Below are 16,642 nucleotides of genomic sequence, written 5' to 3' on the forward strand. Positions count from 1 at the left end.
GATATCATGCCTGAAGGACACGTGATTCACCGTTTAGCCCACACCTTTAATGCCGATTTTCGCGGCCACGCGCTGGAAGTTTCCTCGCCGCAGGGCCGTTTCGCGCGCGAAGCCGCCGCGTTAGATGGCGCGCAACTGGATCGCGCAGAGGCGTGGGGGAAGCATCTCTTTTTGCATTTCGATATCCCCTCGCCCGAACACATTGTGTATGTGCACTTAGGGCTCATTGGGCAGTTTCTATTTGAGAATCCTGAGGTTATGCGCGGGCAGATTCGGCTCCACATTTCTAATGGCGAGATGGCTGCGAATTTGCGTGGCCCGCAATTTTGCCGCCTGATTGATGAGGCGGAGTATGACACGATGCTCAGCAAAGTCGGGTGGGACCCGCTGCGCCCGGGTACAGATCCGGCGCCGTTGCGTAAGAAGGTGCAGGCATCGCGTCGGGCGTTGGGGTCTTTGTTGCTGGACCAGAAGCTTTTTGCCGGAGTGGGCAGTATTTACCGCACCGAAGCGCTGTTTCGGGCGGGCATCCTGCCGGAGCGTGCAGGAGCAATGCTTACCGATGCCCAATTCGACGCCCTGTGGCACGACCTCGTGGAGCTGATGGAGCGCGGTGTGGCGGTGGGCAAGATTGATACTGTCCGCGATGAGCATATGCCGGAAGCCATGGGCCGGGATCCGCGTAAGGATGACCATGGCGGTGAGGTTTATGTGTACCGTCGGGCGGGTCAGCCGTGTCATGTGTGCGGCACGGAAGTTCAAGTGCGTGTGATGGAAGGTCGAAAGGTATTTTGGTGCCCGACATGTCAGCATTAGACCCGGTATATAGCAATCAGCAAGCACGTTCCGCCGAGGACGCGCTACTTGCCAGGCAAGTAGCGCCCGATGAGTTGATGAAGAAGGCCGCGGCGGCCGTCGCGGAGGCGGCAGGCGCGATGGCGCCAGCCGGCACCGTACTGATTGTTGCGGGTCCTGGCGGCAATGGCGGCGATGGGCTCTATGCCGGCGCGCATTTAAGCTTGGCCGGGCACACGGTACATGCGCTGCTCGTGGCCGGTGATGCGCACCAGCCAGCGCTGGACACGTTTCGCGCCGCCGGTGGCGAGCTAACCGCGACAGATGACTATGACCTGGTCATTGACGCGGTGGCTGGTCTGGGTTCCTCGCGGGAGTTGGATGAAGATATAGCCGCGCTGATGGCGCGTGGGCGGCAGGTTCTCGCGATTGATGCGCCCACCGGCGTGGGTACTGCGCGCAGTGTGCGTGCCGATGCCACCATCACCTTCGGCGCCGCCCGCCTCCCGCACGCGGTGTATCCCGAATGCGGCGAGGTCATCATCGCTGATATTGGCCTAGGCGCTGTCTTCGAAGATTATGAGCCGGTGGGATATACCAGCTTCGAGGCAAGCCTGGGGCGCCGCGAGTGGCCGGAGCATCTGCGCCCGCTGGCCGATACTGGTCCACTGCCCGATCTACTTCCGGGGATCACCGATAATAAGTACACCCATGGTGTTACAGGCATCGCGGCCGGCAGTGAGCAATTTCCAGGCGCGGGTATTTTGGCCACGGCCGGGGCGGTCAACACGACGACTTCGATGGTGGTCACCATCGGCGGCTCACGCGAGTTCCCCGAGGTCGTACCGGCGGATGATGTGGCATCGGCACGCAAGGTTGATGCCTGGGTCGTGGGACCTGGTCGCGGCGCCGATGCGCGCGCCCTGAAAGAACTGGAGACCATCCTGGATTCGGGCCTGCCGGTCATCGCGGATGCGGATGCGATCACGCTCATTGCTCACCACCCGCACCTGCAGGCGAAATTGCGCGGGGTGGTACTGACCCCGCATACGGGGGAATTTGCCCGGCTGCAAGGTGAAAGCCAGAAATCTCAGCAAGAACTTTCAGATGCGTGGGGGTGTCATATCTTGCTAAAGGGCCGCATCACGCGGATTACTTCGCCCGGCGCGCTGCCGGTGAGCGTGAATACGGGTAATTCTTTCGCAGCTACCGCCGGATCCGGTGATGTGCTCGCCGGTATCATCGGTGCACTGCTAGCCAAAGATGGTGCTGACGACACCACCGGCGCAACGAAGGGCGCAGATAGCATGCAGCGTCTGCTGCTGTCCGCGGTGGCCATTCACGCGCATGCTGCGGCACACGCCGCCCGGCGCGAGCATGGTTATGCACCGACTCGTGCGATGAAGATCGCTGAAGCAATCAGCAATGCCATTGCTTCAAGGAGTTCTATTTCTTCAAAAAGTACGTCATAGCGGCAAAGACGGACATGAGGCTGACATCGATGATCGCAAGGTTATACGGCCAGGGCGCGATAGATAGGACCGAATGTCCATTGGGGTGCGCGGAGAGAAAACCATAATTGCTGCCCAGGATGCGATTGAGCATCAGCGTTGCGATGGCCCACGCATGCGTTGCCACTGCCGTGAATCCGAAACCTTTCCACGTGAGCTTCGTGCCGGAGGCCAATAGGGCCATCGGAATGGCGAGTGCCACGATGTGGAAGAGCCAATAGGTTGAAATCAGCAACCACTTCGGCTCGAAGTAATACGGCATATCCGGGGTGATGATCGCCTGCGGGTTGAGCACAATCCCCCAGTAGATAGATAACTGCAAGCCATAAGAATTGCCGGTGACAAGCGCCAGCGCCATCATCGGGCGCAACACATCGCATAAGTGCAGCGGCAGTGTTTCGCGCACTTCGCGCTGTTTCTTATCCAGCGATAACCCCGCCCATAGTCCACCCAGCACACCGAGTACCCACCCGGTCGCGCGGCGGGCCTTGTCAAATTTGCCCAGGCTTTCTAGGTCTTTCGCCGCCACCATAAAAATCCCGGTGGCGATAATCGCCGTCACCAGCATGGAAAAATGCTGCGCCCCAAATTGCGGCATGCGCTCATAGCGCGACTCCAAGGGGCGTGCCCAGGCAAGCTTGCGCCAAGGCTCCTGTGGGCGCGCACCATTTGTGTGCGCCAATGCTGGTCGAATCATCAACGCAACAGTGTATCTAATAGCCGACGCGCCCACATTATTAAGCCTTCATAGCAACCTGGTGCGCAACACCATCGTGAACTTCCACGGCCGCGTCCGCGTAGGCAAGCAGGCTGCGGTCGTGGGTGACCATCACCGTCGCTAGGTTCAGCTCCGTGGTCAGCTGCGTAATCAGCGCCATGATGTCCTGGGTGAGGGCGGAGTCGAGGGCGGAGGTCGGTTCATCGGCAAGCAAAAGCTCTGGGTCGGCCATCAAGGCGCGCGCGATATTCACGCGCTGGCGTTGCCCGCCGGATAACTGCGCCATGCGTCGGGTGCCCATGCCGCCCAGACCAACGAGGTCCAGGAGCTCATCGGCGCGGTGCGGGCGCAGGCGCACGCCGCGAATATGGTCCATCATCAGCAGCTGCTCACGCACCGTGAGCGAAGCAATGAGGTTAGCCTGCTGGAAAATGATGCCAATATTATTGCGGCGGACACTCGAGCGCGTCTTTTCATCAGCGCCGGTCATATCGTGTCCGGCAACGTGCACGGTGCCGGAATCAGGCACTACCAGCCCCGCGGCCACAGACAGCAAGGTGGATTTACCGGAACCGGATTCGCCGATAATCGCGGTCAGCTCGCCCGCGCGTGCCTGCAGATTCGCGCTATCAAGTGCGGTGATGGTGGATTCACCATCGGGGTATGTCACGGTCGCGTGTGAGATGTCAAGGGTGGTCATTAGGCATGTCCTCCTAGTGCAATCATGGGGTCGGTATTTTTCACGTGGCGGGTGGCAAGCAGGGCGCCGAGCATGCCGAGCACCCAGATGCCGATGGCCGGTGCCAGGACGGTGGCCGCCGAGAGTTCGAAGGGCAGCACCCCGGCAGCCAGGGTGCCGAGCCCCCAGCCGATCAGCCCGCCGAGACCCACGCCGACGGTGAGCACGATGGCGGCTTGGCCCAGTGCGTCTTTGAGCAAATAGCTTGCCGATGCCCCCAGCGCCCGCAAGATAGACAAATCCCTGGTGCGTTGGATGGTCCATACGGATAAAAATGCGATGGTCACCAACGCTGAGATGGCATAGAGGAATCCTTGCATGGTGACCAACGAGCCTTGCTCTGAGGAATAGGAGGCGAGCCCGGCGAAGGACTCTGACAGGGAGACGGCGTCCGGGCTGTCTTCATCAGTGAGCATCACGGTGCCGCGGGTTCCGGCGGGCGCGTGGGTGATATCCGCCCAGGTGCTGGTGCTGGTCCACACCACGGGTGAGTGCGAGTAATAAAGGTCCGGCGCAATGGCCGTGACTTCTTGTTCCTGGCCGGCCAGCGTCACTATGTCGCCGGGCTTAAGGTTCAAGTCGGCGGCGGTGCCTTCGGCCACAGCGATGCCGTCGGATACAGCAACATCAGTGCCGGGGATGATGCTCCCGGTGGGCAGGCCGAAGATGCCCACACCGGCAGCAATCCCGCCAGCGGCTTCGCTTACTTCCATGCGGGTTTGGCCCACACCGAGCGGGATGCCGGAGTAGTTGCGCAGGTCCTCGGTGGTGATGGTGGATTCGGTAAATGAAGGCTGCTCGGAGGTGAAGATGACACCTTCTGGGTCGAGCGCTTCAAGGGCGGAGGTATTTTGTTTGCCCAGGCCACCGGTGAGCCCAGACAACATGACCAATAACAGGGTAATCAGTCCCACGACGCCGGCCATGAGAGTGAAGCGACCGCGGGCGAATGCGATATCTCGAATACTTAAGAACATGACCTTCATTGTGGTTTGCACAGGCCAGGAAGAAATCGGGTGGCGGGTTGGTTTCTAAATCAACCATGTGGTTGATGACGTCACCACCCCGGTTCGCACTAGCCTAGACAGGGTGAGTGAAGTACATGTGAATCCGCTGCTGCGCGTTCTGGACTTTCTACGCGTGGGCCTGCACGTAATGTTTGCGTTCCTGCTGGGATTCGGGGTGCTGCGCTCACTCATTGCCGCGCCGTTGGCTTTTCATGTGCCACTGATGGCGGCTGCGCTCGCGGCGTTATACGTCACCGGCACGGTGTATGAACGCAACCAGGCGCGCAAGGGCGCAACCATTGATAGCTGGCAGCAATACGCGTGGCTGGGCGGCATCACCGTGTTATGGCTGGGGCTTTTGACGCACTCGCAGGATTTTCTGTGGTTGGAGTTCCCGCTGGTTTTTCTAACGTTGCACATCATGGTGCGCACGCGGCAGGTGCTGCTGGCGCTTATCACCGTGGCGGGGCTATGGGCGATTGCAGCATTTGTGCCTTTGTGGCTGCATCCGGACACCTGGTCGGTGGCAGCGGCGATTGGCCCGCTCATTGGCACGGCACTCGCGGTCGCCATCTTTTTCGCCTACCGAGCGCTCCATGCGGAGATTCAGCACCATCGGCGCATCGCGCAACAATTGCGCGCTACCCAAGCCGAGCTGGCCGCCAGCGAGCACCAGGCCGGCAGGTTAGAAGAACGCGAGCGGTTATCGCGCGAGATTCATGACACCGTCGCGCAGGGTTTAAGCTCCATAGTGCTTTTAGCACGCGCTGCGAAAAGCACCGATGACGCGCATGCGCAGCTGACAACCATTGAGAAGGTTGCCGCGGATAATCTCGCTGAAGCCCGGCGCTTTGTGCGCGATTTGGCTGCACCTGATGTGGAAGTACCTGAGGCGCTGCGCCAGATTCTGATTCGTATGCGGGAGCGCGGCCAGGCACTGGGCGAAAAGACAGTCTTCCAGCTGGAATTCGCTGGTGATCATAATGCGCAGATACCGCAGCCGATTGCCGCCGCTGTCATCCGGTGCGCGCAGGAGGGGCTTAATAACGTGGTCAAACACGCACACGCTGACCGTGCGGTTGTCACCTACGGCGTATTCGAGGAGGCGGTGACGATTGATGTGGTGGATGATGGCATCGGCAAGCAAGGCTCCGACGGTTTCGGCCTGGGTGGTCTGCGCCGCCGCATTGCGGATGTGGGTGGCACGATGGAGCTGGAATCTGGCGATGGCACCGCACTATCGGCCAGGCTGCCGCTGACCAGCATGAAGGAGAGCTAAATGATTCGCGTGATGCTCATAGATGACCACCCGGTGGTGCGCGCAGGGCTGCGCACGATTTTAGATAGCTTTGCCGATATTACTGTGGTTGCTGAAAGCGACACTGGTGCGGCGGTTGAGCAGCTTGCCGATGACTCCCTCGCAGTCGACGTGGTGGTCTGCGATATTCAGATGCCCGAGGTAGACGGCATCTCGGCCACGCGCAGACTGCGCGAGATGGGCGGGCCGCCCGTGCTGATTTTGACGACCTATGACACCGAGGCCGACATTGTGGCCGCGGTGGAGGCTGGCGCATTGGGGTATTTGCTCAAAGATTCGCCGGAGCAAGCACTGCATGATGCTGTCATTGCTACCGCTGCGGGGCGCCGCACGCTATCGCCGGAGGTTGCGGGCCTGCTGGCTGAACGGGTGGGCCGGCCGCAGCAAGCGTTGTCGGGGCGTGAAATTGAGATTCTGCAGGCATTAGCGACGGGCGCGTCGAATAAAGCACTGGCGAAGCAGATGTTTATCTCCGCAGCGACAGTGAAAACTCATTTGATTCACATCTATCAAAAATTGGGCGTGGATAATCGCACGGCGGCAGTAACCGTAGCACGGGAGCGGAAACTGATTTAGGCACACGGGTTTCACTAGTTAAGCGAGAAAAGAAAAACGGGGCTAAAGTGGCCTTACATGAGCATTCGACAAAGTCTAATCAGTATAGGCGGGGGTCTCACTAACGCTGTGGGCTCTGCAGTAGCGTCCCGAAGCGTAGATTTTGAAGAAGTTGTACCCGTCGGTTGGCACCAGCATGAGCAGGGCGTGGCCCGGCTGGTGGATAGCTTTAAGAATGTGCCGGCTGGCCAGCGCGTTCGGTTGGCGAAGAAGACCTCGAATCTTTTTCGCGGCCGTTCGGGAAAGTCCGCAGGGTTAGATGTCAGCGGGCTGGCCGGGGTCATCGAGGTAGACCCTGTTGCGCGCACCGCCGATGTGCAGGGCATGTGCACGTATGAAGACTTAGTGGATGCGACACTTGCACATAAGCTGGCGCCGCTGGTGATTCCGCAGCTCAAAACCATTACGTTGGGCGGCGCGGTAACCGGCATGGGCGTGGAGTCAACCTCTTTTCGCAATGGGCTGCCGCATGAATCGGTCCTGGAGATGGATATTCTCACCGGCACCGGTGAGATCATTACCTGCTCGCGCGAGAAGAACGTGGACCTGTTTCGGTCTTTCCCGAACTCTTATGGCTCACTCGGCTACGCGGTGCGGCTGAAAATTGAACTCGAGGAAGTCAAAGACTTCGTGGAGCTAAACCACATTCGCTGCGATGACCTGACCAGCTATCAGGAAACCGTGGCGCACTACGTGGATACCCAAGAATTTGACGGCCAGCCGCTGCACGGCATTGATGGTGTCTCCTTCTCACCTACCGAGTCCTACCTCGTGCTGGCAGTCAATACCGATGAGCCGGGTCCGGTATCGGATTACACGCGCGAGCAGATTTACTACCGCTCGCTGCACCACCCGGAAGGCATTAAGCGCGATAGGTTGACCATCCGTGATTACATCTGGCGCTGGGATACAGACTGGTTCTGGTGTTCGCGGGCTTTTGGGGCGCAGGAGGCATCGGTAAGAAAGCTCTGGCCCCGCGAACTGCGACGCAGCGCGTTTTATTGGAAGCTTATTGGTATCGACCGCAAGTACAACGTCGAGCACAATCTGACCAACCGGCGAAAAGGCCTGCCGCACCGTGAGCGCGTGGTGCAAGACGTGGAAGTCACCGTCGAGCACATCGAAGACTGGCTGGCGTGGTTCTTTGATGCCTGCGATATCCAGCCGGTCTGGCTATGCCCGATTCGCCTGCGTGCACAATCGGCGGAGCTTATCGGCACGGGCGACGCTACCGCAGATGCCTCGGTACCGTGGCCACTATATCCACTCGGTATGGAAAGGACGTGGATTAACTTCGGATTCTGGTCGGCTGTGCCAGGTGACCACGTCTCACCGGAGGCTAAGCCCGGCGCATTTAACCGCGTGATTGAAAAGCAAGTATCGGAGCTCGGTGGGCATAAATCGCTGTATTCGGAAGCGTTTTATAGCCGCGAGGAATTCGAAAGTCTCTACGGTGGAGATATGCCGGAAAAACTCAAGAGCGTCTACGACCCGGATGGACGGTTCCCGGGTCTTTATGAAAAGACCGTCACCGGCGCTTAAAAATAAAAATAAGGAAAGGACAAAATAAGTTGAATACCACAGCGTTTGAGCCCATGACTGTTGGTGAGATCATCGACGCGATGCTCATCGGTGAAAGCCCCTTTTATTGGAAGGCCTTCGATGGCTCGACGGCCGGTTCGCCAGATGTGAAGTACACGGTCAATATCAACTCCGTGGAAGGACTGTCCTATATTGTGACCGCGCCTGGTGATGTGGGCTTGGCTCGTGCGTATGTGACCGAAGGCATCACCGTCGAAGGTGAACACCTGGCGCATCCTTATGGCATTTTTGACTCCTTGCGGGACCTGTACAACAAGTACCGCAAGCCGGAATTTACAGTCATGGCGAAAATTCTGCGCTCCCTGGGCACGATGGGCGCCATCCAATCGCAGCCCGTGCCATCGGTGGAGCGCGCATCCTGGCTGGAGCGCACCATACGCAGCGGCCTCGCGCGCCACTCCAAAGAGCGCGACGCGGCGGTCATCTCCGACCACTATGACGTGGGCAATGACTTCTACGAGCTGTTTTTGGGCGACGCCATGACTTATACCTGCGCCTACTACCCCACCGAAGACGCCACCTTGGATGAGGCTCAGGAAAATAAGTACCGCCTGGTTTTTGAGAAACTTAACCTCAAACCTGGTGATACGCACTTGGATGTCGGCTGCGGCTGGGGCGGCATGGTCCGCTTTGCTGCCCGCCACGGTGTGAAGTCCCTGGGCGTAACGCTCTCGAAGGAACAGGCCGAGTGGGCACAGGCCAAGATTGTCGAGGAAGGCCTGTCTGATTTGGCCGAGGTCCGTTTCTTGGATTACCGCGACGTGACCGAAACCGGCTTTGATGGCATCTCCGCCATCGGTTTGCTTGAGCACATCGGCGTGGCCAATTACAAGGACTTCTTCACGTTCATGCATGACAAATTGCGCCCAGGCGGCATCATGCTCAACCACTGCATCACCTACCCGGATAATCACAAGACGGCCAAAGGCACGTTCATTGACCGCTATATCTTCCCCGATGGTGAGCTCACAGGTTCGGGCACGATTACCAAGTCCATGCAGGATATCGGCTTTGAAGTCGTGCACACGGAATCGCTGCGCTTTGATTACATGCGCACGCTGCGTGATTGGTGCGAGAACCTCAAAGCCAATTGGGAACGCGGCGTGGAATTAGTCGGCCTGCCTACGGCGAAGCTCTGGGGCATGTACATGGCCGGCTCCGAGTGGGGTTTTGAGCATAACGTGGTCAACCTCTACCAGTTCGTCGGCATCAAATTAGATGAAGAAGGTGGCCGCGCTGGTATGCCCGAGCGCCGCTGGTGGAATGACTCGGTCTTCTAAAACGCTGCGCCTTCCACTGCGCTAAACGTGGTACTTCAGGCCCAAGACCGCCATGCCAGCGAGCAAGATGGTGAGCAGGATGGCGGTCAGTCGCATCCAGCCGGCATGCTCGCGGCGCGGCAGCAACGCCATGGCACCCGCGCCGGCGACACCGCCCAAGGTGTTGAAGAAGACATCATCGATATCGGAATAGCCCAGCGCAAACACGTATTGCGTAATTTCAATACCCACTGACGCGAAGAGGCTTAACAGCACCGCGGTGACAAAGCTGCGGGTGCGCGCAAAAATGGCAGCCCCAAAAGGCATAAAGAGCAGCACGTTACCGATGGAGTTAGTCCACGGGGCGTACCAGTAGGTGGGGCGGTCAAAGCCATCGAAAAGCTGAAAGTCAACGCTGCGTATCGCGTGCGCCGAGCTATTGACCACGCCGGGGATGTCAATGAATGGTTTGCCCAGCGTTACCAGCGCAATCACCACGATTGACAGTGCGATCACCAAAGCCGCCGCCAGGGAGCGAGGACGCTTTTGTGGCGGGCGGGATTCAATCACCTGTGGTGGTCGTGTGGTTATTGGGGTCATAGCCCACTTAACGTAACAGGCGGATCTTAAAGGTGGCTGGCAGATAGGTAACGAGTTGGCAAGCTGGATGTGTGTAGGGTGACAATCATGGATGTCATCATTGTGGGAGGTGGACAATCGGCGCTGGCCACGGCCTATTATGTGCAAAAGCAAGGGCTGGATTTTGTGATTTTAGACGCACAGGAAGGCCCAGGTGGGATGTGGCCTAATACGTGGCCTTCGCTCACGCTTTTCTCGCCTGCCGATGCCTCCAGCCTGCCCGGCAAATTCATGCCTTCTTATCCCGGTTTCCCACCGGCATCGCATGTGGTGCAGTACTTATCCGACTATGAGGCGCGCTATGGCTTTCCGATAATTCGCCCGGTGCGCGTCACTGATGTCTCACACGACGGTGAGCAATTTGTGGTGGCAGCGGGTGAACGTACCTGGCGGGCTCGCGCGGTGGTGGCGGCAACGGGCACGTGGGATGCACCTTTTGTGCCGTATTATCCGGGTGAGTTTCGTGGTTCGCAGTGGCATACGCAGACCTATCCAGGCCCTGAGCCTTTTGCCGGGCAGCGCGTTGCCGTGGTGGGCGGCGGGGATTCGGGTGCGCAGATTGCGGCGGACTTGGCGCTGGCTGGGGTGGATACGCAGTGGCTGACGCGGAAAGAACCTGAATTTCTGCCGGATGATGTGGATGGCCGGGTGCTCTTCCGACGCTCGCGGGCTCAGATTTTGGGCCAGGGTGAAGCACCGGCAAAGATCCACGGGGATATCGTGGCGGTGCCGCCGGTGCGCAAGGCGCGTGATGCGGGCCTGCTGGCCGCGCAGCCCATGGTTGCGCATCTGGGTGCGATTGACGCTGATCACCTGGTGTGGGCGACGGGCTTTCGCCCCGCATTGCAGCCTTTTCGTCGGCTGTTGGATAAAAATAACCAACCAGAGGTGGAAGGACTCCACTTGGTTGGTTATGGAAATTGGACCGGTGCGGCTTCAGCCACGCTGGCGGGCGTCGGGCCTTTTGCCAAAGCTACTGCTCAGGCGATCGCCGAAGCAATCGCCTGAGTAGTGCTGAACCTGATGGAACTAGGCGTGCAGGTCTTTATCCTGGATGCCGTTCGGAACCAAGAGCACACCGATGAGCGAGACGAGGGTGATACCTACGCTGTAGGCGGCAATCGCCATCGAGGTTCCGTAGGTGGTGTAGAGGATTTCTGCAAGCATCGGGGCGAAAGCACCGCCGATGATGGAGCCGATAGCGTAACCAATCGACACGCCGGACAGACGAACCTTAACCGGGAACATCTCAGCGAATAGCGCACACATCGGGCCATAGGTAGGGCCAAGCATCGCGCCGGTAACAATAACAGTGACGTAGAACATTGCGATGTTGCCGGTGTCAATCAACAGCCACATCGGCACGCACCATATCGCGAGCGCAATGTATCCGATGAGGAAGGTGCGCTTGCGGCCGACGGTATCGGAAAGCTTGCCGAACAAGAGGGTGGATGCGAGCCAGAAACCAGCACCGACCAGGGACGCGCCCAGCACGTCAGTACGTTCATAGCCGACGTAGGTGGTGCCGTAGGAGATGAAATACGCGATAACGAAGTAGCCGATAGCGTTATTCGCAGCGAAGATCAGCGCGCACTTCAAGACGGTGCGCCAGTGGTCGCGGAAAAGGATCGCCAGTGGTGCGGAAGAATCCTTCTTCAGCTCCTGCATCTCTTCGAAAGCTGGGGACTCTTCAACGGAGCGACGAATGAAGTAGCCCACGATGATCAAGATGACCGAGGACAAGAATGGGATGCGCCAGCCCCAATCGAGGAATTGCTCAGTGGTAAGTACAGCAGAGAGCACCAGCATGAAGATGGTGGCCAGTGCCATACCCGCTGGAACACCAATCTGTGGGAAGGAGCCAAAGAATCCGCGGCGACCATTCGGGGCGTGCTCAACGGTCAGCAAGGCTGCGCCGCCCCACTCGCCACCGGCGGACATACCCTGAAGGATACGCAGCAGCACCAGCAGGATTGGCGCAGCGATGCCGATGGCTTGATAGGTCGGCAAAAGACCCATCAGCATGGTTGCAAGACCCATACCCAGTAGCGTGATGACCAGGACTGGCTTGCGGCCCATGCGGTCACCAAGGTGGCCCGCGAGGATGGCGCCGAGTGGTCGGAAAAGGAATGAAATACCCAATGATGCCCAGGAAATGATCTGCGCCAGCGAAGGGTTTTCATTGCTGACCGGGTCAAAGAATTGCGCGGCGAAAATCAGGCCCGCTGCCTGAGCGTAGATGAAGAAGTCGAACCACTCGATGGTGGTGCCAGCCATCGATCCGGCGAGCACGCGTTTGTGCTCAGAGGTCATTGCTTGTGGAGCTTGCGGTGTGCTGTGTTGGGTTGAAGCAGTCATGTGCTTTCAGCCTCCGGGGTATCGGCGGCGAGCATCTTGAGATGCCCGCCGAGGACAATATAGGAATTGTGGGTCTTGCTGAGGGTCTCTTACTGATTGCGGTTGTCGATGAGGCGCTTGGCTTTGCCATCGCCGGAATCAACCTGGTCTTGAATGCTGACTTCGACGGTGACGCCGATGCGCTGCTTGATCTGCTTGCCTAGCCAGTCACGCACTTCTTCAATGTCATTTTCGGTCGTCGCTGGGTCGCGCTCAACCAGAAGGGTGAGGTGATCCATGCGGCCCTTCTTCGACAGTACGCACTGGTAACGCGGGCGCAGTCGAGGTTCTTCGGTGATGATTTCTTCGAATTGCGAAGGGAAGCAGTTAACGCCGCGGAGAATGATCATGTCATCATTACGCGCCGAGATACGGTCCAGGCGGCGCATGGAGCGCGCGGTGCCCGGCAAGATGCGGGTAAGATCGTGGGTGCGGTACCGGATGATGGGTAGTGCTTCTTTGGTGAGCGTGGTGATCACCAGCTCGCCGTATTCACCATCAGGTACCGGCTGCAGGGTTTCAGGGTCGATGATTTCTGGGTAGAAGTGGTCTTCCCAGACAGTGAGGCCGTCTTTGGTTTCCACGCATTCTTGCGCCACGCCTGGGCCCATGACCTCGGAGAGGCCATAGATGTCGGTGGCGTCGATACCGAAACCGGCCTCGAGCTCTTGACGCATGCCTTCGGTCCACGGCTCGGCGCCGAAGACACCGACGCGCAGCGAGGTCTCCCGTGGATCGATGCCTTCCTTCTTCATACGGTCCAACAAGGTCAGCATGTAGGAGGGAGTGCCCAGGATGGCGTCCGGCTGGAAATCTTGCATGAGCTGGATTTGGCGCTCGGTCTGGCCACCGGAAGTCGGAATGGCGGTAGCACCCAGTGCTTCCACGCCATAGTGCGCGCCGAGGCCGCCGGTAAATAGGCCATAACCGAAAGTTACCTGGACTTTATCGGAGGGACGCAGGCCACCAGCACGGAAAGAACGGGCGACGAGCTCAGCCCAAATCTTGATGTCATTGTGCGTATATCCCACCACGGTTGGACGGCCGGTGGTGCCGGATGAGGCGTGGATGCGCGCGATCTGGTGCTGGCCCACAGCCATCATGCCGAATGGGTAATTGGAGCGCAGGGTGGACTTATCAGTAAATGGGAACTTCGCCATGTCGGCGAGTTCCTTGAAATCATCCGGGTGTACGCCGATTTCATCAAAAGCGCGGCGGTAATGCGGAACGTTGTAGTACGCATGGCGCAGCTCATTTTTCGCGCGGTGGGTTTGCAGCGCGATGATTTCATCGCGCGATGCGTACTCGATACCCATCTGGGGGCCGTGGTTATCTGAGAAGATATCAATCGTGGCGGTCAACGTAAGGTGCCTTTCTCAACGGGGAAAAGTTCGGGGCGAGTCCACACACACCCTTATTCAAACCAAGCTTCCCTGTGTCAGGGTGCCGCGCAGAATAGTGGCGCTTAAAGTTCAAATCATTTACTGACTTACCAATCGGTCAGGTAAATCATGTGATGTAGCGTACCCACCAACCTTGTTAACTGCAACACATTCGCGAAAACTTTTAGAAGTACATCACATAATGGGGGGTGATGAAGGCATAAAAACATCGCGCTCACTGGGAGATTTGTGAGCGCGATGAGACTAAGACTCGATGCCGTGGAAGACTAGCTCCACCGCATGCCGAGCGATTTCTTCCGGCGATAGACGCCCGCCGGGCTCATACCACTCGATAACAGAGTTGATGAGACCAAAGATGAGACGCGCAAGCACGCCAGCATCCAAGTCGGTACGGATTTCCCCAGCAGATTGCGCGGAATCAATCAGCGGCATGATGCGTCGGGTAAATTCGCGGCGACGCTTGAGGGCACGGAGTTCCAATTCCGAGTTGCCGCGCAGGCGAAGCAGCAATGTGACGGCTTCTTGGTCATGGCAGAGCACGTCAATAGCGCCGAAAATCAGCTCGCGAATTTGCTCGCCCGCGGTGAGGCCTTTTGCCGTGGCGGCATCAACCACCGCATCGAGCGAATCCTGCGCACGGGTCACCGCGGAGTCCAGGATTTCCTCTTTCGAAGAAATGTGGTGATAAAGCGCCGATTTGGAAATCCCCAGCACGCTGGCAACATGCCCCATGCTGGTGGCCTCATATCCGCGTTGATTGAATTCGCGAACTGCGGCGTCGATGACATCCTCACGTGAATAGCCAGGACGCCCCCGCGTTGCGCCATGGGAGGAAGCTTCCTCGGAGGCGGAGTTTTGGACTTTAACAGTTGGGTTCACACGTGCTATTCAAGCAAATATTTTTGAAAATGAATAGGCGCAAACAGAATCAACACAGCAAAGCCACTGGCAGAAGAGTTAAACTTACCGACCGGAAAGTCAGAAATGTGTGTATGATAGCCATCACCACACACGCTTTTTATCACGCCAAGTTGCCCGCGCAGCACCGTCTGCAAGGAGCAATAATGCACCAGATTCTCGCCCCTGGGGTTGCCCAGGAACCAGAATTTACTCACGTCCGCGACATGTTCGCCGATGACTACGCCACCGCCCACCTCGGAATTTCCATCACTCAGCTGAGCCTGGGGCGCTGCGAGGGAAATTTCACCATCCGCCCAGAAATGTGCAATGGGCATGGAACTGCCCAAGGCGGATTCTTGTATACGTTCGCAGATTCCCTCTTCGCCGGCGCGTGCAACTCCCCCGGCGAAGTCGCCGTGGCAGTCCACAACTCGATTCACTACATGGCACCTGCCTTCGACGGCGATGAAATTCACGGCACCGCCGTCATCAAACAGCAATGGGGCCGCAATGGAATCGTCGATGTGGAATTGACCAAGAACGGTAAGACCATCGCTGAGTTTCGCGGCACGTTCCGGCAATTGCCCGGGAAACCAGAGGCGCGCGGTTAAGTATCGCGTGACAAAAAATCACTAAAGGTTGACGTGCATCACATTTAGCCATATACTGACCAACCATTCAGTAAGTATTTGGATATTCGTTATTTTTCACCCCGCACATGAGGAGGGTTGCCCACCATGACAACCGCACAATCATCCCCAAGCCCGCATCTGGCTTCTGTTGATGCTGATGACGTGGCTGGCCAGAAACTTTTTGATGAGATCATTGCCGCTGATTCCCGCATCGAGCCCACGGACTGGATGCCCAAGGCATACCGCAAGACGCTGGTGCGTCAGGTCTCACAGCATGCTCACTCAGAGATCATCGGCATGCAGCCGGAAGCCAATTGGATTACCCGCGCACCATCGCTAAAGCGCAAGTCCATTTTGATGGCCAAGGTCCAGGATGAGGCCGGACACGGCCTGTACCTGTACTCGGCGGCAGAAACCCTGGGCACCTCACGCGACGAGATGGTCCAGCAGTTGCTCGACGGCACCGCGAAGTACTCATCCATCTTCAATTACCCGGCGCGCACCTGGGCTGATATCGGCGCGATTGGCTGGCTGGTGGATGGCGCAGCGATTTGTAACCAGGTGCCACTGTGCCGCGCTAGCTACGCCCCTTATGGCCGCGCGATGGTGCGTATCTGTAAGGAAGAGTCTTTCCACCAGCGCCAGGGCTGGGAGATTCTTTATGAATTGGCTCATGGCACCGAGGCACAAAAGCAGATGGCGCAGGAAGCCATCAACCGCTTCTACGGCCCGGCACTGCAGATGTTCGGCCCACCAGATACGGATTCCCCGAACTCACAGCAGTCCATGGAATGGAATATCAAGCGCTTTTCCAATGATGAACTGCGTCAGCGCTTCGTGGACATGATCGTTCCGCAGGCAGAGGCCCTGGGCTTGAGCTTTGAAGACCCAGACCTGAAGTGGAATGAAGAGCGCGGCCACTATGACTTTGGTGAACTGGACTGGGATGAGTTCAAGCAGGTCATCAAGGGCGAAGGCCCCTGCAATGTGCAGCGTATGCAGCGCCGCCGCCAGGCCCATGAAGATGGCGCGTGGGTGCGTGAAGCAGCCGCAGAATTTGCCAAGAAGTACCACGGCGCCGACGCAGCGCTCACCGCCTAAACCCAA

General features: G+C 58.3%; 16 protein-coding genes. 9 read left to right on the forward strand and 7 right to left on the reverse strand.

Going from position 1 to position 16,642, the window contains the following annotated elements; genetic code table 11:
• Positions 1–6: 6 nt before the first annotated feature.
• Complete coding sequence (locus tag ACG98I_RS07315) at positions 7–816, forward strand: Fpg/Nei family DNA glycosylase (protein WP_394719635.1); 810 nt, start codon at positions 7–9, stop codon at positions 814–816.
• Complete coding sequence (locus ACG98I_RS07320; protein WP_394719637.1) at positions 804–2,267, forward strand: bifunctional ADP-dependent NAD(P)H-hydrate dehydratase/NAD(P)H-hydrate epimerase; 1,464 nt, start codon at positions 804–806, stop codon at positions 2,265–2,267. The genes ACG98I_RS07315 and ACG98I_RS07320 overlap by 13 nt, the downstream gene beginning before the upstream one ends.
• Here ACG98I_RS07320 and ACG98I_RS07325 read toward each other — a convergent pair.
• Genes ACG98I_RS07325 through ACG98I_RS07335 form a run of 3 tightly spaced genes read right to left on the reverse strand, consistent with a single transcriptional unit; the run spans position 2,242 to position 4,740 of the window.
• Positions 2,242–3,003, reverse strand: a complete 762-nt coding sequence (locus ACG98I_RS07325) for a TIGR02206 family membrane protein (RefSeq protein ID WP_394719639.1) — start codon at positions 3,001–3,003, stop codon at positions 2,242–2,244. The genes ACG98I_RS07320 and ACG98I_RS07325 overlap by 26 nt on opposite strands.
• 40 nt (positions 3,004–3,043) lie before the next feature.
• Entirely contained in the window at positions 3,044–3,724 is a 681-nt protein-coding gene (locus ACG98I_RS07330; protein ID WP_394719641.1) for an ABC transporter ATP-binding protein, read from the reverse strand.
• Positions 3,724–4,740 (reverse strand): ABC transporter permease, encoded by a 1,017-nt coding sequence (locus ACG98I_RS07335; RefSeq protein WP_394719643.1) that lies wholly within the window; start codon positions 4,738–4,740, stop codon positions 3,724–3,726. Before ACG98I_RS07335 ends, ACG98I_RS07330 begins: the two co-directional genes overlap by 1 nt.
• A gap of 178 nt (positions 4,741–4,918) precedes the next feature.
• Here ACG98I_RS07335 and ACG98I_RS07340 point away from each other — a divergent pair, with 178 nt between their 5' ends.
• Genes ACG98I_RS07340 through ACG98I_RS07355 form a run of 4 tightly spaced genes read left to right on the forward strand, consistent with a single transcriptional unit; the run spans position 4,919 to position 9,585 of the window.
• A complete protein-coding gene (locus ACG98I_RS07340) occupies positions 4,919–6,049 on the forward strand; it encodes a sensor histidine kinase (RefSeq protein WP_394719931.1) in 1,131 nt (376 codons plus the stop codon).
• The gene (locus tag ACG98I_RS07345; protein WP_394719645.1) at positions 6,050–6,664 is read left to right on the forward strand and encodes a response regulator; all 615 of its coding nucleotides are present in this window, start codon (positions 6,050–6,052) and stop codon (positions 6,662–6,664) included.
• Between the two features lie 57 nt (positions 6,665–6,721).
• Positions 6,722–8,245: an FAD-binding protein gene (locus ACG98I_RS07350; protein WP_394719646.1), complete on the forward strand. Its 1,524-nt coding sequence runs from the start codon at positions 6,722–6,724 to the stop codon at positions 8,243–8,245.
• Positions 8,246–8,298: 53 nt separating this feature from the next.
• Entirely contained in the window at positions 8,299–9,585 is a 1,287-nt protein-coding gene (locus ACG98I_RS07355) for a class I SAM-dependent methyltransferase (protein WP_394719933.1), read from the forward strand.
• 21 nt (positions 9,586–9,606) lie between these two features.
• On the opposite strand, the gene ACG98I_RS07360 is transcribed toward ACG98I_RS07355, so the two are convergent.
• Complete coding sequence (locus ACG98I_RS07360) at positions 9,607–10,164, reverse strand: VanZ family protein (RefSeq protein ID WP_394732552.1); 558 nt, start codon at positions 10,162–10,164, stop codon at positions 9,607–9,609.
• Positions 10,165–10,251: 87 nt separating this feature from the next.
• Between ACG98I_RS07360 and ACG98I_RS07365 the strand changes: the two genes are divergently transcribed.
• Positions 10,252–11,211 (forward strand): NAD(P)-binding domain-containing protein, encoded by a 960-nt coding sequence (locus tag ACG98I_RS07365; RefSeq protein WP_394719650.1) that lies wholly within the window; start codon positions 10,252–10,254, stop codon positions 11,209–11,211.
• Positions 11,212–11,232: 21 nt separating this feature from the next.
• Here the strand turns inward: ACG98I_RS07365 and ACG98I_RS07370 are convergent, their stop codons facing one another.
• From ACG98I_RS07370 to ACG98I_RS07380, 3 genes are all read right to left on the reverse strand, one after another.
• A complete protein-coding gene (locus ACG98I_RS07370) occupies positions 11,233–12,561 on the reverse strand; it encodes an MFS transporter (RefSeq protein WP_394719652.1) in 1,329 nt (442 codons plus the stop codon).
• Between the two features lie 89 nt (positions 12,562–12,650).
• Entirely contained in the window at positions 12,651–13,916 is a 1,266-nt protein-coding gene (locus tag ACG98I_RS07375) for an AMP-binding protein (RefSeq protein WP_394719935.1), read from the reverse strand.
• A 330-nt stretch (positions 13,917–14,246) separates the two neighbouring features.
• A complete protein-coding gene (locus tag ACG98I_RS07380) occupies positions 14,247–14,882 on the reverse strand; it encodes a TetR/AcrR family transcriptional regulator (RefSeq protein ID WP_394719653.1) in 636 nt (211 codons plus the stop codon).
• A gap of 185 nt (positions 14,883–15,067) precedes the next feature.
• Here ACG98I_RS07380 and paaI point away from each other — a divergent pair, with 185 nt between their 5' ends.
• The gene (gene paaI, locus ACG98I_RS07385) at positions 15,068–15,514 is read left to right on the forward strand and encodes a hydroxyphenylacetyl-CoA thioesterase PaaI (protein ID WP_394719655.1); all 447 of its coding nucleotides are present in this window, start codon (positions 15,068–15,070) and stop codon (positions 15,512–15,514) included.
• Positions 15,515–15,640: 126 nt separating this feature from the next.
• A complete protein-coding gene (gene paaA, locus ACG98I_RS07390) occupies positions 15,641–16,636 on the forward strand; it encodes a 1,2-phenylacetyl-CoA epoxidase subunit PaaA (protein ID WP_394719656.1) in 996 nt (331 codons plus the stop codon).
• Positions 16,637–16,642: the final 6 nt, after the last annotated feature.

Origin of the sequence: Corynebacterium sp. L4757 (assembly GCF_043673995.1) — a bacterium.
In the GTDB taxonomy this organism is placed as follows: Bacteria; Actinomycetota; Actinomycetes; order Mycobacteriales; family Mycobacteriaceae; genus Corynebacterium.

Bases quoted from the DNA above. Each gene is read 5' to 3' on its own strand.
- ACG98I_RS07365 (WP_394719650.1), top strand. From the start codon at position 10,252: ATGGATGTCATCATTGTGGGAGGTGGACAATCGGCGCTGGCCACGGCC.
- paaI (WP_394719655.1), top strand. From the start codon at position 15,068: ATGCACCAGATTCTCGCCCCTGGGGTTGCCCAGGAACCAGAATTTACT.
- ACG98I_RS07315 (WP_394719635.1), top strand. From the start codon at position 7: ATGCCTGAAGGACACGTGATTCACCGTTTAGCCCACACCTTTAATGCC.
- ACG98I_RS07345 (WP_394719645.1), top strand. From the start codon at position 6,050: ATGATTCGCGTGATGCTCATAGATGACCACCCGGTGGTGCGCGCAGGG.
- ACG98I_RS07330 (WP_394719641.1), bottom strand. From the start codon at position 3,724: ATGACCACCCTTGACATCTCACACGCGACCGTGACATACCCCGATGGT.
- ACG98I_RS07375 (WP_394719935.1), bottom strand. From the start codon at position 13,916: ATGGGTATCGAGTACGCATCGCGCGATGAAATCATCGCGCTGCAAACC.
- ACG98I_RS07370 (WP_394719652.1), bottom strand. From the start codon at position 12,561: ATGACTGCTTCAACCCAACACAGCACACCGCAAGCTCCACAAGCAATG.
- paaA (WP_394719656.1), top strand. From the start codon at position 15,641: ATGACAACCGCACAATCATCCCCAAGCCCGCATCTGGCTTCTGTTGAT.
- ACG98I_RS07340 (WP_394719931.1), top strand. From the start codon at position 4,919: ATGTTTGCGTTCCTGCTGGGATTCGGGGTGCTGCGCTCACTCATTGCC.
- ACG98I_RS07335 (WP_394719643.1), bottom strand. From the start codon at position 4,740: ATGTTCTTAAGTATTCGAGATATCGCATTCGCCCGCGGTCGCTTCACT.
- ACG98I_RS07320 (WP_394719637.1), top strand. From the start codon at position 804: ATGTCAGCATTAGACCCGGTATATAGCAATCAGCAAGCACGTTCCGCC.
- ACG98I_RS07360 (WP_394732552.1), bottom strand. From the start codon at position 10,164: ATGACCCCAATAACCACACGACCACCACAGGTGATTGAATCCCGCCCG.
- ACG98I_RS07355 (WP_394719933.1), top strand. From the start codon at position 8,299: ATGACTGTTGGTGAGATCATCGACGCGATGCTCATCGGTGAAAGCCCC.
- ACG98I_RS07325 (WP_394719639.1), bottom strand. From the start codon at position 3,003: ATGATTCGACCAGCATTGGCGCACACAAATGGTGCGCGCCCACAGGAG.
- ACG98I_RS07350 (WP_394719646.1), top strand. From the start codon at position 6,722: ATGAGCATTCGACAAAGTCTAATCAGTATAGGCGGGGGTCTCACTAAC.